11 protein-coding genes are annotated in these 15727 nt (G+C 68.3%); 7 read left to right on the forward strand and 4 right to left on the reverse strand.

Annotation, left to right across the window (positions count from 1 at the left end; genetic code table 11):
* Positions 1 to 105: 105 nt before the first annotated feature.
* Genes AX708_RS12090 through AX708_RS12100 form a run of 3 tightly spaced genes read left to right on the forward strand, consistent with a single transcriptional unit; the run spans position 106 to position 4210 of the window.
* Complete coding sequence (locus AX708_RS12090) at positions 106 to 1665, forward strand: tryptophan halogenase family protein (RefSeq protein ID WP_066524935.1); 1560 nt, start codon at positions 106 to 108, stop codon at positions 1663 to 1665.
* Positions 1662 to 3197, forward strand: coding sequence for a tryptophan halogenase family protein (locus AX708_RS12095; RefSeq protein WP_066524937.1), 1536 nt, complete (start codon positions 1662 to 1664; stop codon positions 3195 to 3197). Before AX708_RS12090 ends, AX708_RS12095 begins: the two co-directional genes overlap by 4 nt.
* Positions 3194 to 4210, forward strand: coding sequence for a cupin-like domain-containing protein (locus AX708_RS12100; RefSeq protein ID WP_066524940.1), 1017 nt, complete (start codon positions 3194 to 3196; stop codon positions 4208 to 4210). The genes AX708_RS12095 and AX708_RS12100 overlap by 4 nt, the downstream gene beginning before the upstream one ends.
* On the opposite strand, the gene AX708_RS12105 is transcribed toward AX708_RS12100, so the two are convergent.
* The 3 genes from AX708_RS12105 to AX708_RS12115 are packed head-to-tail and all read right to left on the reverse strand — an operon-like array spanning position 4188 to position 8624.
* Positions 4188 to 5663: a tryptophan 7-halogenase gene (locus tag AX708_RS12105; protein WP_066524942.1), complete on the reverse strand. Its 1476-nt coding sequence runs from the start codon at positions 5661 to 5663 to the stop codon at positions 4188 to 4190. The genes AX708_RS12100 and AX708_RS12105 overlap by 23 nt on opposite strands.
* Complete coding sequence (locus AX708_RS12110; protein ID WP_066525050.1) at positions 5660 to 7192, reverse strand: tryptophan halogenase family protein; 1533 nt, start codon at positions 7190 to 7192, stop codon at positions 5660 to 5662. The genes AX708_RS12105 and AX708_RS12110 overlap by 4 nt, the downstream gene beginning before the upstream one ends.
* Positions 7193 to 7220: 28 nt before the next feature.
* Positions 7221 to 8624 carry a sugar porter family MFS transporter gene (locus tag AX708_RS12115; RefSeq protein WP_369815620.1) on the reverse strand — a complete coding sequence of 468 codons (1404 nt, stop codon included), beginning with the start codon at positions 8622 to 8624 and terminating at the stop codon, positions 7221 to 7223.
* A 124-nt stretch (positions 8625 to 8748) separates the two neighbouring features.
* Between AX708_RS12115 and AX708_RS12120 the strand changes: the two genes are divergently transcribed.
* Complete coding sequence (locus AX708_RS12120; protein ID WP_197426389.1) at positions 8749 to 10311, forward strand: aldehyde dehydrogenase (NADP(+)); 1563 nt, start codon at positions 8749 to 8751, stop codon at positions 10309 to 10311.
* A 29-nt stretch (positions 10312 to 10340) separates the two neighbouring features.
* Positions 10341 to 11537: a Gfo/Idh/MocA family protein gene (locus AX708_RS12125; RefSeq protein ID WP_197425819.1), complete on the forward strand. Its 1197-nt coding sequence runs from the start codon at positions 10341 to 10343 to the stop codon at positions 11535 to 11537.
* A gap of 11 nt (positions 11538 to 11548) precedes the next feature.
* Here AX708_RS12125 and AX708_RS12130 read toward each other — a convergent pair whose 3' ends face one another.
* Positions 11549 to 12337, reverse strand: coding sequence for a hypothetical protein (locus AX708_RS12130; RefSeq protein WP_066524952.1), 789 nt, complete (start codon positions 12335 to 12337; stop codon positions 11549 to 11551).
* Positions 12338 to 12729: 392 nt separating this feature from the next.
* On the opposite strand from AX708_RS12130, the gene AX708_RS12135 reads away from it, so the two are divergent.
* Positions 12730 to 14364, forward strand: coding sequence for a TldD/PmbA family protein (locus AX708_RS12135; protein WP_066524954.1), 1635 nt, complete (start codon positions 12730 to 12732; stop codon positions 14362 to 14364).
* A 22-nt stretch (positions 14365 to 14386) separates the two neighbouring features.
* Positions 14387 to 15718: a TldD/PmbA family protein gene (locus AX708_RS12140; RefSeq protein ID WP_066524956.1), complete on the forward strand. Its 1332-nt coding sequence runs from the start codon at positions 14387 to 14389 to the stop codon at positions 15716 to 15718.
* The last annotated feature ends 9 nt before the right edge of the window (positions 15719 to 15727 follow it).

Consider the following 15727-nt stretch of genomic DNA (forward strand, 5'->3'; position numbering starts at 1 on the left):
ATGGATTATCGAGGGGTGAGCGCCTTGACAATAGGTCTTCGCATCTTTGCAGGGGAAGTGTGGCAATTTGCCAACAACACCCCGCTGCGATAGGATCGGGACGGGATGAGAGAGAGCAATGGTATCGGTAACGCGGGCCGCCTCGCGCGGGTCGTGATCGTGGGCGGGGGCACTGCCGGATGGATGGCGGCTGCGGCACTCTCGCGTTACTTCAATGACGGGCAGCGCAAGATAACGCTGATCGAATCCGACGCCATCGGCACGGTCGGCGTGGGCGAGGCGACGATCCCCCCGATCCGCAGCTTCAACGCCATGCTCGACATCCCCGAGGCCGAGTTCCTGCGCGAGACGCGCGGGACCTGCAAACTGGGGATCGAATTCGTCAACTGGGGGCGGATCGGCGATCGCTACTTCCACCCTTTCGGCACCTACGGGCAGGATCTCCACGGCATTGCCTTCCACCAGCTGTGGCTGCGCGAACATACCCGTAGCGGAGCCGCAGGGGCTGGCGACATCGGCGAATATTCGATGAGCACCGCGGCCGCCCGGGCGCAGCGATTCGCCCGGCCTGCGGCTGGCGCCCAGTCGGTGGTGCGCGAGATCGCCTATGCCTACCATTTCGACGCAGGGCTCTATGCCGCCTACCTGCGCCGCCTGTCCGAACGTCAGGGCGTGCACCGGATCGAAGGCCGGATCACACACGTCACCCGCCACGGCGAGACGGGCAATGTCGCCAGCGTCACGCTCGAGAACGGCACTATCGTGGCGGGCGACCTGTTCATCGACTGCTCGGGTTTCAGAGGCCTGCTGATCGAGGAGGCGCTCGGGACAGGTTACGAGGACTGGAGCCGCTGGCTGCCGATGGACCGCGCGCTCGCCGTGCCCAGCCGCTCGCCCGGTCCGCCCGATCCCTTCACCCGCGCCACCGCCCACAGCGCCGGGTGGCAATGGCGCATCCCCTTGCAGCACCGCACCGGCAACGGCCATGTCTTTTCGAGCGCCTTCATGGGCGAGGAGGAGGCGCGCGATATCCTGCTGGCGAACCTCGAAACCGAACCGCTGGCCGAGCCGCGGGCGATCCGCTTCCTCACCGGCATGCGGCGCAAGGCGTGGAACCACAATGTCGTGGCGCTCGGCCTTTCCTCGGGCTTTATCGAACCGCTCGAATCGACCTCGATCCACCTCATCCAGAACGGCCTCCAGCGCCTCTTCGCGCTGTTCCCCGACCTGCCGATCAACCCGCTCGAGCGCGACGAATACAACCGCGGGATGCATGACCTCTACGAGGATGTGCGCGATTTCATCATCCTCCACTACAAGGCCACGCAGCGCGAGGACTCCGAATTCTGGCGCTATGTGAAGCACATGAGCATCCCCGACAGCCTCGCGCGCAAGATCGACCTGTGGCGCCGCCGCGGGCGGGTGTTCCGCGAGAATGCCGAGCTGTTCGCCCAGGCAAGCTGGGTGGCGGTGATGCTGGGGCAGAACATCTGGCCCGAGATGCACGATCCCATCGCCGATACCCTCGACGAGAACCGCGTCGCCGCAGCCATGGCGCAGATGCGCGCCGCCTATGCCGACGTCGCCGCGCGGCTGCCGGGCCATGAGGAATTCCTGCGTCAGTCCGGCAGCTGGCATGTCGCGCCCGAGGCGGCTGTCGCATGAGCGCGCCGCCCGTCGCCAGGATCGTCATCGTCGGCGGCGGCACCGCGGGGTGGATGACGGCCGCCGCCATGATGCGCGTGCTCGGCGACATGCCCGGGCTTGTCGTGACGCTGGTCGAAAGCGAGGCGATCGGCACGGTGGGTGTCGGCGAGGCGACCATCCCGCAGATCATCGGATTCAACCGCCTGCTCGGTCTCGACGAAATGCAGTTCATGCGCGAGACCCGCGCGACCTACAAGCTGGGGATCGAATTCGTCGACTGGCTGCGCCCGGGGCATGCCTATGTCCACCCTTTCGGCAGCTTCGGCATCGACATGCTGGGGATCGAGTTCCACCACTTCTTCCTGCGCGGCGCGAGCCTTGGCGAGACCGCGCGGATCGACGATTATTCGATTGCGGCAGTGGCGGCCAAGGCGGGCAAGTTCGGCTGGCCGCGCCCCGACAATCCGCGCTCGCCGATGTCGAAGCTGTCCTATGCCTTCCAGTTCGACGCGGGCCGCTATGCGCGCTTCCTGCGGGGCTATGCCGAGGCTGCCGGGGCGGTGCGGATCGAGGGGCGGATCACCGAAGTTCGGCAGGATGGGGAGAGCGGCTTCGTCACCGGCGTGGTGCTCGAGGACGGACGCGAGGTGACCGGCGAATTGTTCATCGACTGCTCGGGCTTCCGCTCGCTGCTGCTCGGGCAGACATTGGGCGTACCCTTCACCGACTGGAGCAAGTGGCTCCCCTGCGACAGCGCCGTGGCAATCCCGTGCGAACTGGGCGGCGCGAACGAGCCGCTCACCCGCTCCACCGCCCGCCCCGCCGGATGGCAATGGCGCATCCCGCTCCAGCACCGCATCGGCAACGGGCATGTGTTCTCCTCTGCGCACATCGACCGGCAGGCGGCGACCGATCTGCTGCTGGCGAACCTTGACGGCAAGCCCCTCGCCCAGCCCAACCAGCTGGCCTTCAAGGCCGGGCACCGCGCGCGGGCCTGGGAGAAGAACGTGGTGGCGCTGGGGCTGGCGGGGGGCTTCCTCGAACCGCTCGAATCGACCTCGATCCACCTCGTCCAGTCGGGCATAGCGCGGCTGATGGCGCTCTTCCCCGACACCGGGTTCAGCCAGACCGAAATCGACCGCTTCAACCTCGAGACGACCCGCGAATACCGCAACATCCGCGATTTTCTGGTGCTCCACTATCGCCAGTCCGAGCGCGACGACAGCGAGTTCTGGCGCTATTGCCGCAATCTCTCCCCGCCCGACAGCCTGAAGGAAAAGCTCGCCTTGTTCACCTCCTCGGGCCGGATCATCCGCGAGAACAACGAGCTGTTCACCGAGGACAGCTGGCTGTCGGTGATGCTCAGCCAGGGCGTGGCACCGCAGGGCTACCACCCGGCGGCATGGATGCTCGATGCGGCCGAAACCCGCACCCGGCTGGCGCACATCCGCTCGGCGATAGCGCAGACCGTGGCGCAACTGCCGACGCAAGGTGAATTCCTGCGCCAGAACGGCGGCGCGATTGCCGCCGAAGATTACCTCACCGCATGACCGCCCTGCCCCCGCCGAGCCCGATGGCGGAGATTGCCGGTCCCGTCGACAACGCCGGCTTCGCCGCGATCCGCGCCGCCGGCAAGCCCGTGGTGCTTCGCGGACAGGTGGCGGACTGGCCTGCGGTCGTCGCCGCGCGCGCGGGCGACGAGGCGATTGTCCGCTATCTCTGCCGTGAGCAAACCACGCGGCCCGTCTCGGCGATCGCAGCAGCGCCGTCGGAGAAAGGGCGGTTCTTCTACACGCCCGATGTCATGCGCCTCAATTTCGTGCGCGGGCAGGGCCGCCTCGAGAACTTCCTCGCCGATCTGCTGCGCGCCGCCGCGATGCCCGAGCCGCCCGCGATGGCCGTGCAGTCCGAGGAAATCGCGCCGCTGCTCCCCGCCTTCGCGCGCGAGAACCGGCTGGCGCTGCTGCCCGGCGTGACCGCGCGGATCTGGATCGGCAACCGCATCCGCGTCGGCACGCATTACGACGCCAAGGAAAACGTCGCCTGCTGCGTTGCCGGACAGCGGCGCTTCACCACCTATCCGCCCGACCAGATCGCAGGGCTCTATCCCGGGCCCTTCGAGCTGACCCCGGCAGGCGTGCCGGTCAGCATGGTCGATCCGACCGCGCCCGATCTCGCCAAGTTCCCGCGCTTTGCCGAGGCCGCGCGCCATGCCGAGGTCGCCACGCTCGAGCCGGGGGACGCGATCTACATCCCCTATGGCTGGTGGCACGGGGTGGATTCGCTCGCGCCGGTTAGCATCCTCGTCAATTACTGGTGGAACCCCGGCCAGCCCGATGGCGTGGTGAGCCCCTACGAGGCGCTGATCCACGCCATAGCCGCCTACCGCCACCTCCCCGAAGATCAGCGCGCGGTGTGGAAGCACAACCTCGATTACTACGCCTTCGGGGACCTCGAGGGTTCCTCGGCGCATTTGCCGGACCCCGCGAAGGGCGTGCTCGGGCCGCCGTCGCGCTCGCTGTTTGCGCAGATGAAGGCGGTTATCCGGCGGGCGCTCGACTAGCCTGAAGCGTGCGCGCGAGCCACTGTTCGTAGGGCGGCGCGAAGGCGAGCGCAGCTTCCGCCTCGGCGGCAAAGGCGGCGCGGGCGTGCGCTTCCCCGGCGGCATCGCTTGCCTGTGCGGCAGGCGGAAGTCCGGGGCTCCAGCCGAGCGCCACCATCAGGGCGAATTGTTCCTGCCCCAGCAGCGGCAGCTCCTCGCGGAATGGGATGCGGCCGCGCCGTTCGAACTGGTCGATGACGGCGGAAAGACGCCCCGGCAGCGGGCGGACGCCGAACACGGCCTGTGCCGGAGCGCCGGCAAAATGGAGCGCGAGGATTTCGTGCACCCCCTCCATCATGAGCACCGAGCGGCGGTTGTATTCCGCCCGCTCCAGCGGCGTGAAGGCGCGGCCGGGCAGCATCTCGATCAGCAGCGCGAGCTGGCGGTGGGCGAGGTCGAGGTGGAGCGGCCCGAGCGGTTCGAAGCGCGCCGCCGCATCGCCCAGCGCGACGACATTGCCCAGCCACGGCGCTTCCGCCCGCCCCGGCGTGAGCGCGACGGCCCCCAGGGCCCGCGCGCCGAGCAGAGCTTCGGCGTCGGCGCGGGCGAGCGGCGCAGGCGTTCCGAGCATCGCGCGCCGCCCGTCCAGCCCCGCGACCTCGCTGACCCAGCCGGCGCGGGTGAGCGTGAGGCGGTCCTCAAGCGCGACCAGCGGCGCGGTGGGCTCGCCGATATAGACATGGCGGGTGGGCAGGCTCGCCGACCAATCGGCGAAGGCAAAGCGCGGGTGGCTGGCGAGCAGCGCCGCCTGCGGTCCGGTGCAATCGATGAACAGATCGGCCGCGATCTCCCCCTGCCCGGCGATCGTGACGGCACGAATGGCCTCACCCTCCCCCGGCACGACGCCTTCGATCACCCCCGGCACATGTCCGATGCCGAGGCTCCCGGCGGCGGCGATCAGCAGGTCGCGGTAGGCGGCCGGGTGCCAGCGCAGGGCATAGTCGACCGAGGAGATCGGCGTCGGCTCGCCCGGCGGGGGCGGCGCGAAGCGGCCGGCGGCCGCGAGCACCTCGGCGAGGCTCCCGGCGGGCGGGCCGCCCTCCCCGGGCAGTCGCACCTTGCCCCAGTCGCGCGCGAAGGCGGTCTTCAACGTGGGATCGAGCGCCTCGCCATAGGCGACCACCCCGCCCTGCCCGCTTTCGTCCCAGCCCGCATATCGGGTGACCAGCCGGTACGATCCGCCCGCGCGGGTGACAATGTCGGCCTCCTCGATCCCCAGCCGGTCGTGCAGCTTGTTGGTGAAGGGCATGGCGGTGGGCGAGGCATCGGCGAAGGAGGCCGGGCCCGGATCGCCGCCCACGACCACGACCTCGCAGGCCGGCAACGCGCGGCGCAGGGCGATGGCGGCGAGGATGCCGAGCTGGCCGCCGCCTGCAACAACGACGCGGCGCAAGGGCTCGCGCGCGGCGCTCACGCCGCCTCGGCCAGCCGCGCGGCTTCGCGCATCAGGTAGTCGCGGTGGCCGGGCATGGTCGCGACCTCGCCCGCCACGGCCATGCGCAGGCGCTCGGTGGCGCGGGCGAGAGCATCGGGCGCGATGATCGCAGCGCGGGGGTCGTGGGCCTCGGGCAGCATCCCCTGCCCGACATAGACCGCGATCCAGCTGGCATCGTAGAACAGCCCGTCTGAGTATTTCTCGATCCGCGCCGCGCGCCGCCACAGCTCGAGCTTGCCCGCGAGGCTATCGGGCACCCGCATCGTCCTCACATGGTTCCAGAACTCGGAATCGGCGCGCGTGGTGGCGTGGTAGTGGAGGATCAGGAAATCGCGCACCCGGTCATATTCCATGTCGACCAGCCGGTTAAACTCGTCGCGGTCGCGTGGGTCGACTGTGCCGCCCACAGGGAACAGCTCGATAAGATAGGTGATCGCCATTTGCGCGAGGTAGATCGAGGTCGATTCCAGCGGTTCGAGGAAGCCGCTCGCAAGCCCCACGCCGATGACATTGTGGCTCCATGAGCGCGAACGCCGACCGGGGCGGAATTTCAGGATGCGAGGGGTCGCCAGAGGCGTGCCCTCGGCGGCCGCGATGATCGCCTCGCAGGCCTGCTCCTCGCTGATATGCGCGCTGGAGAAGACGTAGCCGTTGCCCATCCGGTGCTGGAGCGGGATCTGCCAGCGCCAGCCGGCGGGCATGGCGGTGGCGGTGGTGTAGGGGCGAAGGTCTTGCGTCGCGTGCGTGCAGGGCATCGCCGCCGCGCGGTCGCAGGGGAGCCAGTGCGTCCAGTCCTCCCAGGCCTCGCCCAGCTCCTGCCCGAGCAGGATCGAGCGGAAGCCCGAGCAATCGACGAACAGGTCGCCCGTGATCCGGCGGCCATCGGCCAGCACCAGCGCGACCACATCGCCGCTGACCGCATCGCGCTCGACGCTGACAACGCGGCCCTCGTGCCGCACCACCCCGATGCCGCGTGCGAAATCGCGCATGAAGGGGCCGAACAATGTCGCGTCGAACTGGTAGGCATAGCCGTAGGTCGAGGCGAGTCCGTCCCCTTGCGCGGGCGGTCGGAAGCGATTGGCCTTGGCCGCCGCGACCGCGAGCGAATAATCGCCGATCTCGCGCGCCATGCCGTGGCGGGCGAGCTCCAGCCACCAGTGGTGGAAGCCCACCCCCTGCACCTCCTCGCCGAAAGAGCCGAAGGGGTGGATGTAGCTTTCCCCGATCCGCCCGAAATCGCGGAAGTCGATCCCCAGCTTGTACGTTGCGTGAGTGGCCTTCATGAAGGCTGCCTCGTCGATCCCGAGCTTCTCGACGAAGCCGCGGATGTGGGGAAGCGTCGCCTCCCCCACCCCGACGATGCCAATCTCCTCGCTCTCGACCAGTTGCACGGAGGCAATGCCGGGGAGCAGCCTGGCGATCCCTGCCGCGGTCATCCACCCGGCGGTGCCGCCGCCCAGGACGACGACGCGAACGGGGTCCTTGGCGGGCTTGGGGGCGTCTTGCATCATGGCCTCCACGCTACCACCGCAAGGCTCAGCCCACCATCTCCTCGAGTTCCTTGCCCTTCGTCTCGGTGATGAACTTCGACACGAGGAAGAAGCTGATCGCCGCACTCACCGTGTAGAACAGGTAGGTGGGCGCAAGGCCGAGCCCGCTCGCCATGTCGGGGAAGGTCTGCACCACGGCGTAGTTCGCGCCCCACTGCGCCAGCCCCGCCACCGCCAGCGCCGATCCGCGCATCTGGTTGGGGAACATCTCGCCCAGCATCACCCACATCACCGGGCCCCAGCTGAAGTTGAAGAAGATGACGTAGAGATTGGCCGCGACCAGCGCGGTCCAGCCCGCGCTTTCGCTCAGCAAGAGGTTGCCCGCCGCATCGGTGCCCGCACCCGAAAAGGCCCAGGTCATCGCACCGAGCGTCGCCGCCATACCCGCCGAGCCGATCAGGAGCAGCGGCTTTCTCCCGATCCGGTCGATCAGCACCAGCGCGGCAAACACCGCCGCGATCGAGGCGAGGCCGGAGATGATGTTGCGCTCCAGTGCCACTTCCTCGGACACGCCCGCCAGCCGCCACAGCGTCTCGCCATAATAGAAGATCACGTTGATCCCGACGAATTGCTGGAAGGTCGCAAGCAGGATGCCAGCCCACACGATCGGGCGGAAGATCGTGCCCTTGGCCAGCACGTCGGACAGACGCGGGCGGTGGTCGCCCGCGAAGGAGGCGCGGATCTCGTCCACCTTGCGCGCGGCTTCATCGGATCCGAACAGGCGGGTCAGCACCTTGCGCGCCTCGTCGTCCTGGCCGCGGTTGACGAGGTAGCGCGGGCTCTCCGGGATGAACAGCAGCGCCACGAGGAACACCGCCGCGGGCGCGGCCTGTGCGAGGTACATCCAGCGCCATGCGGGCTTGCCGGCGACGTCGCCGAGCGAATCGCCCGCAGCCTGCGCGAGGAAATAGTTGACGAGGAAGGCGGCGGTCAGTCCGGTGATGATCATCACCTGCTGCACCGTCGTCAGCCGCCCGCGGATCTTCGCCGGAGCGACTTCAGAGATGTAGAGCGGCGAGAGCACCGAGGCCGCGCCCACCGCCACGCCGCCGGCAAAGCGCGCGATCACGAACAGGATGTGGCTCGCCGTCTCGCCCTGCACGATCGCGCCGACGAGGAACAGCAGCGCGGCGATCACCATCACGCGCTTGCGGCCCAGCGCATCGGCGAGCCTTCCGGCGAGGAACGCGCCCACCGCGCAGCCGATCAGCAGCGAGCCGACCGTGAAGCCCAGCCCCTTGTCGTCAAGCGCGAAGGCTTCCTTCAGCCCCGCCTGAGTCCCGTTCACCGCTCCGCTGTCATATCCGAACAGCAACCCGCCGATGGTCGCCACCGCGACGATGGCGGAAATCAGCGCCATGTTGGCGCTGCCCCGTGTGTCTTCCAAGATCCCTCTCCCCGCTTGCATGGTTACAACCCATGCCAGTCATGTTAGCGCTACCTTTGACCGAAAATCACGCTATGGCAAGCGTCGTTTTCACAAGAGATTCGCGAAAGTGCGGGAGAGAATGATGATGTTGACGGGACGGAACCTGATCGCGGGCGCATGGCGCGAAGGCGAGCGCCACTTTGCTGCGCGCGAGGCGGCGAGCGGTGCTGATCTCGAGCCTGCCTTCGCCGAAGGCTCCGCCGCCGATGTCGCCGATGCCTGCGCCGCTGCCGCTGCTGCACAAGGCACCTATGCTGCGCTCCCCCTTGCGACGCGCGCCGCGTTCCTGCGGCTGATGGCGGACAAGATCGACGCTTTGGGCGACACGCTCACCCAACGCGCCATGCTCGAAAGCGGCCTCCCCGAAGCGCGCCTCAATGGCGAGCGCGGACGCACCGTGGGCCAGCTGCGCCTGTTTGCCGACGAAGTCGAGAACGGCGGCTGGCAGGGTCTGCGCATCGATCACGCGCAGCCCGACCGCGCCCCGCTGCCCAAGCCCGATTTGAGGATGCGCAACGTCCCCCTCGGCCCCGTGGCCGTGTTCGGCGCGTCGAACTTCCCGCTGGCCTTCTCGGTTGCGGGCGGAGACACGGCCTCCGCGCTCGCGGCGGGGTGCTGCGTCGTGGTCAAGGGCCATCCGGCGCACCCCGGCACCTCGGAACTGGTCGCGGGCGCGATCCTCGAGGCCGTGCGCGAGGCGGGCCTGCCCGAGGGGGTATTCAGCCTCGTCAACGGCACCGCCAATGCGCTTGGCGAAGCGCTGGTGAAGGACCCGCGCATCGCTGCGGTCGGCTTCACCGGCTCGCGCGCGGGGGGCCTCGCGCTGATGGGCCACGCCGCCGCGCGCCCCGTGCCGATCCCGGTCTATGCCGAGATGAGCAGCGTCAATCCGGTGGTACTGATGCCCGCCCGGCTCGAGGAAGCCGCCGAGGCGCTGGCGAGCGCCTATGTCGGATCGCTGTCGCTGGGCGCGGGCCAGTTCTGCACTAATCCGGGCATCTTGTTGGCCGTCGAGAGCGAGGCGACGCAGCGCTTCATCGCCGCCGTCGGCGCAGCGCTACCTGCCGTGCCCGCGCAAACCATGCTGACCGCGGGCATCCAGAGCGCCTACGCCAAGGGGATCGAAGCGATCGCAGGCCACGGCGCGACGCTGGTCGGCGCCGGCGCGGATGGCTCTGCCGCCTGCGGGCGGGCGCAGGTCTTCACCGTCAGCGGTGCGGACTTCCGGGCCAACCCGGCGCTCGGCCACGAAGTGTTCGGCCCCTCCTCGATCATCGTCACCTGCGCCGACTTGGCCGAGGTTGCGGCGATCCTCGAAGGGATGGAAGGCCAGCTCACCGCGACGCTCCACATGGCTTCCGCAGATCACGAGGCGGCGCGCAACCTCCTCCCGATCCTCGAGAACCGCGCGGGGCGGATCATCGCCAATGCCTGGCCCACGGGCGTCGAGGTGACCCACGCGATGGTTCACGGCGGCCCCTTCCCCGCCACCTCCGACGGGCGCAGCACCTCGGTCGGGACGCTGGCGATCGCGCGCTTCCTGCGGCCCGTCAGCTACCAGGACCTGCCTGCCGCACTTCTCCCAAAGGCGCTGCTCGACGGGCCGAGCACGGTGCTAAGGCGGGTCGACGGGCGTTATGAGGCGTGAAAGGTGACGGGCGGATGGGAGTGCGAGGCATGACACGCAGGCAGGCAATCGAAGCGGGCACCGCTGCAGCGGCAGCGATGGCGGCAAGCGGCGCGTTGGCAAAGGGCCCCGCGGCGGTGGCGAAGGGCCAGCCGCTCCCTGAAGGCGTTACGCTTCCCGCCACGCCCCCGCCCGCGCCGCGCCCGGGCAGCGTCGGCTTCGCGATCATCGGGCTGGGCGATTACGCGCTCAAGCAGATCATGCCGCGTTTCGCCCAGTCGCAGCGCTGCCATATCGCCGCGCTGGTCTCGGGCAATCCCGACAAGCTCGCGCGGGTGGGCGAGGCCTACGGCGTGCCCGCGAGCGCCCGCTATTCCTACGAAAGCTTCGCCGAAATCGCCGCCAACCCTGCCGTCGAGGCGGTCTACATCATCCTGCCCACCGGCCTCCACGCCGAATGGGCTGAGCGTGCCTTCGCGGCCGGCAAGCACGTCATGTGCGAAAAGCCGATGGCGCTCTCGGCCGCCGAGTGCGAGCGGATGATCGCCGCCAGCGAGCGCGCGAAGCGGAAGCTGATGATCGGCTACCGTTGCCATTTCGAACCCTTCAACCGCGCCGCGATGGAGCTGACCGCCACCAAAGCGCTGGGCGACTTGCGGCTTATCCGCACCGAGCATTCCTACCGCCTCGGGCCAGACACACCTGCCACCAACTGGCGCATTGCCGCGGCCCAGACCGGCGGCGGACCGCTCGAGGATTACGGGATCTACGGGCTGCAAGCCGCGCTCTACCTCTCGGGTGAGATGCCCGAACGGCTGAGCGCGTCCGCCTTCCGGCCTGAGGGCGACCCGCGCTTTGCCGAGGTCTTCGCCCATGTCGCGGTGCAGATGCACTTCCCCTCCGGCGCGGTGGCGCAGGTCGTCACCTCCTACGATTCGGCCGGGATCAACATGGTCGAGGCGCGCGGGACTGCGGGCGCGCTCAGGATGCATCCGGCAACCGGCTATGGCGGCAATACGCTGGTGGTCGAGAACGGGCGCGAGCGCCGCACCTTGGAGCCGGGCGATCCCGAAGTGCAGTTCGCCGCGATGCTCGATCACCTCGCTGCCGCCGTGCGCGAGGGCGCGGTCGTCATCACCCCGGGCGAGATGGGCCTGCGCGATCTGCGGCTGATGGAGGCGGTCTACGCCTCGGCCGCAAGCGGACGCAGCGTGGCGCTGAACCCCGACGGCACGATGCGCGGCTGAAGGGGGCGGGGCTAACCGGCCGAGAGCCCCGCAACCGCCTCCTCGAACGGCGCCTGGTCGACCGTGATCGCGCCCGAGCGCGGCCGGTCGAGATCGAGGATCACGCCGAAAGCGAGCGCGATCAGCAGATAGAGCGTGGTCGAGGCGACCCGGTGCCGTGCCCGCGCCGCGGCGAGCGCATAGCCGAGCATCGCCGCAGAGATCGTCGCATAGACCGCCAGCAGCCACAGCACGCGCGCGGGCAGGTGCGCCTGGGCGAGCGCCTGGCGCCGCACCGCGCTGTCCTCGACCGCGTCATAAGCCCCTGCCAGCGCCACGGTGAGGGGGCCGGAGGGAAGCTCGCGCATCGCCGCGCGCACCTTGTTCGCGAGCGGCGCGCGCAGGACTGCTGCCCGCTCTTCGGCCGCGCGGCGCTCTGTCCCGTCGGCCATCTCCGCCGCGGCGAGCCGCGCTGCGGCATAGGCCTTGAGGTCCGCCTGAAGCGGCCCCGCGCGTTCCGGCGGCAGGCCCTCGGCAAGCATCGCCAGATAACCGACCGCGCTCGTCTCCTTGAGCATCAGCTCGCGGCGATCCTCCAGCCGGTCGAGCGCCATCGAGAAGGAAAAGCCCATCAACAGCGCGAGCAGGCCGAGCACGCCCGAGAGGATGAACCCCTCGTCGCTCCCCGCCGCGTCAGCCTTGTCGCTGGCCGCCGGGCGCAGCCGGGCGTGAACCCTCAGGGCCAGCTCGTGTGCGGCGATCATCGCGACAAGCAGCGCCGGCACCAACACCAGCAGCGACAATGACCAGAAGCCGTCCACAATACCCCCCAAAAAACCGGCCCACCTCGACGAGACAAGAGTAAAGGCCGGATGCCCGCCCTGTGAGCGCCGCCCGTGCCTATCATCGCGCAATGTCATGGGGAATCCCCTTGATCGTGGGCGGCGCGAAAGCCCTTGCCGGTCCCCGGTGAACCTTTCGTCGAAAAAGCGTCACGTTTCGTCGGCTCCATGGACCGCTGCCCCTCCGGCCTGCTAGCAATGGCGCAGCGGGGGAGCTGGCCTCACGGGAAGGGCCGTGCCGGGAACGGTCGTTCGGGCTTATGGCCCGTGGCCGCATCGTCCGGCAGCGCGTCTCCCCCGCTGCTGATCAATGGCCCGATTGCCTTCGGATCCCCCGAAGGACAGGGGCGGCCCGGGTGTGGAGCATAGAAATGGACCGAAGGGATTTCCTGGCGCTGAGTACGTTCTTCGCCGGAGCCACGCTGTCGCCATCCGTCTTCGGCAAGGCGATCGCCGCCGAACAGCTGCAGGACGGGATCGACATCGCGGTCAAGAAGCGCCTTGCCGACGCAGCGCTCGGCGCGGCGACGGCGGCAGGGGCAAGCTATTGCGACGTGCGCGTCGGGCGCTACCTGCGCCAGTTCGTCATCACCCGCGACCGCAATGTCGAGAACATCGTCAACACCGAATCGACCGGCACCGGCGTGCGCGTGATCGCTGATGGCTCGTGGGGTTTTGCCGCGACCGGCACGATGACCGAGGACGCGGTCGCCGAGGCCGCCCGTCAGGCGACCGCGATGGCCAAGGCCAATGCCCGGATCAACGCCCAGCCGGTCAAGCTCGCCCCGACCCCGGGCGTGGGCGAGGTCAGCTGGCGCACCCCGATCAAGAAGAACGCCATGGAGGTGCCGATCGCCGACAAGGTGAACCTGCTCATGAGCGTCAACGAAGCGGCGCTCGGCGCAGGTGCGAATTTCGTCAATTCGCTGCTGTTCCTCGTCAACGAGCAGAAGTATTTCGCCTCGACCGACGGGTCCTACATCGATCAGGACGTGCACCGCATCTGGGCGCCCTTCACCGTTACCGCAGTCGACACCACCACCGGCAAGTTCCGCTCGCGCGAGGGGCTTTCGGCACCGATGGGGCTGGGCTACGAATACATGGACGGCCGGAGCGAGGACAAGTTCGTCCTCTCCAACGGGCTCACCACCTACGGCAAGTCCTACGACATGAAGGAGGACGCCATCGCCGCCGCCAGAGACGCGCGCGAGAAACTGAAGGCGCCTTCGGTGAAGCCTGGCAAGTACGATCTCGTGCTCGATCCCAATCACCTTGGCCTCACGATCCACGAAAGCGTCGGCCATCCGCTCGAGCTCGACCGCGTGCTGGGCTACGAGGCGAATTACGCCGGCACCAGCTTCGCCACGCTCGACAAGCGCGAGTCCGGGTTCAAATACGGCAGCGAGATCGTCAACCTGTTCGCCGACAAGACCCAGCCCGGATCGCTTGGCGCAGTCGGCTATGACGACGAGGGCGTGAAGACCAAGCGCTGGGATCTGGTCAAGGACGGCATCCTCGTCGACTACCAGACCATCCGCGATCAGGCGCACATCCTCGGCAAGAGCGAGAGCGATGGGTGCTGCTATGCCGATAGCTGGTCGACCGTGCAGTTCCAGCGCATGGCCAATGTGAGCCTCGCGCCGGGCAAGGAGAAGATGAGCCCCGAGGACATGATCGCCGGTGTCGACAACGGCATCTACATCGCCGGGCGCGGCTCCTTCTCGATCGACCAGCAGCGCTACAACGCGCAGTTCGGCGGGACGGTGTTCTACGAGATCAAGGGCGGCAAATTGGGCCCGATGATCGAGGACGTCGCCTACCAGATGCGCACCCCCGAATTCTGGGGCGCGTGTTCGGCGATCTGCGACGAGAGCGACTATCGCATGTTCGGTTCCTTCTTCGACGGCAAGGGCCAGCCGAGCCAGGTTTCGGCGGTCAGCCACGGTTCGTCGACCACCCGGTTCGACGGCATCAACGTCATCAGCACCGCACGGTCGCTGGGTTAAGCGCGCGCAGGAGACTTAAGACATGAGCATTCTGACAGAAGCGCAGGCCAAGGCCATTCTCGACAAGGTCATCGCCTTTTCCACCGCTGACGAGTGCAGCGCGCAGATCGGCGGCGGCACAGAAGGCAACGTGCGGTTCGCGCGCAACGATATCTCGACCTCGGGGATCGTCGACAGCATCGATCTGGGCGTGCAGGTCGCGTTCGGAAAGCGGGTCGGCACCGCGTCCATCAACCAGTTCGACGATGCCTCGCTCGAACGGGTGGTGCGCCGCGCGGAGGATCTCGCCAAGCTGGCACCGGAGAACCCCGAATTCGTGCCCGCGGTCGGCAAGCAGACCTACAAGGCGACCAACACCTGGAGCGAGGCGACTGCCGCACTGACTCCCGAAGCGCGCGCCAAGATCGCCGAAGCCGCGATCCTGCCGTGCCGCGACAAGTCGCTGGTGGCGGCCGGCTTCCTCGAAGACGGCGCGACCTTCTTCGCCCACGCCAATTCCAACGGTAATTTCGGCTACCAGAAATCCACGAGCGCGGATTTCACCTGCACCGTGCGCACCGAGGACGGACGCGGGTCGGGCTGGGTCGGCACCAATGTGCAGGATGTCGCCGGCTTCGATGCCGGCAAGGACGTGCAGATTGCGATGCGCAAGGCGGCGGCCTCGGTCGATGCGCAGGCGCTGGAGCCGGGCAAGTACACCGTCATCCTCGAACCCGCAGCCGCGGCGGGGCTCATCAGCTTCATGATGGGCTTCTTCGATGCGCGCTCGGCCGATGAGGGGCGCAGTTTCCTGTCCAAGCAGGGCGGCGGCAACAAGATCGGCGAGCAGATGATGGACCCGCGGGTCAACATCTACACCGATCCCTGGCACCCGCTGGTCCCCGCCCTGCCGTGGGATGGCGACGGCCTCCCGCGCGAGAAGGCGCCGATCATCGAGAACGGCAAGATCGCGAACCTCGAATATTCGCGCTACTGGGCGCAGAAGCAGGGCAAGCCGGAAAGGGCCGGCTGGGGCAACGTCATCATGGACGGCGGCACCAAGTCGACCTCCGAGCTGATCGCGGGCACCGAGCGCGGCATCCTGCTGACCCGCACCTGGTACATCCGCCTCGTCGACCCGCAGACCGTGCTGCTCACCGGCCTCACCCGCGACGGCACGTTCTACATCGAGAACGGCCAGCTCAAGTACCCGATCAAGAACTTCCGCTTCAACGAAAGCCCGGTGATCATGCTCAACAACATCGAGGAGCTGGGCCGTTCGGTACGGGTCAAGGCGGACGAGGGCGGCTCGATGCTGCTGCCGCCGATGAAGATCCGGGACTTCACCTTCACCTCGCTGTCCGACGCGGTCTGACGGTCAGGA

Source organism: Erythrobacter sp. CCH5-A1, from assembly GCF_001557115.1.
Classification (GTDB): Bacteria; Pseudomonadota; Alphaproteobacteria; order Sphingomonadales; family Sphingomonadaceae; genus Erythrobacter.

Excerpts from the sequence above, each read along its gene's own strand:
- AX708_RS12125 (WP_197425819.1), top strand. The coding sequence starts at position 10,341 with ATGACACGCAGGCAGGCAATCGAAGCGGGCACCGCTGCAGCGGCAGCG.
- AX708_RS12090 (WP_066524935.1), top strand. The coding sequence starts at position 106 with ATGAGAGAGAGCAATGGTATCGGTAACGCGGGCCGCCTCGCGCGGGTC.
- AX708_RS12120 (WP_197426389.1), top strand. The coding sequence starts at position 8,749 with ATGTTGACGGGACGGAACCTGATCGCGGGCGCATGGCGCGAAGGCGAG.
- AX708_RS12095 (WP_066524937.1), top strand. The coding sequence starts at position 1,662 with ATGAGCGCGCCGCCCGTCGCCAGGATCGTCATCGTCGGCGGCGGCACC.
- AX708_RS12140 (WP_066524956.1), top strand. The coding sequence starts at position 14,387 with ATGAGCATTCTGACAGAAGCGCAGGCCAAGGCCATTCTCGACAAGGTC.
- AX708_RS12135 (WP_066524954.1), top strand. The coding sequence starts at position 12,730 with ATGGACCGAAGGGATTTCCTGGCGCTGAGTACGTTCTTCGCCGGAGCC.
- AX708_RS12100 (WP_066524940.1), top strand. The coding sequence starts at position 3,194 with ATGACCGCCCTGCCCCCGCCGAGCCCGATGGCGGAGATTGCCGGTCCC.
- AX708_RS12110 (WP_066525050.1), bottom strand. The coding sequence starts at position 7,192 with ATGCAAGACGCCCCCAAGCCCGCCAAGGACCCCGTTCGCGTCGTCGTC.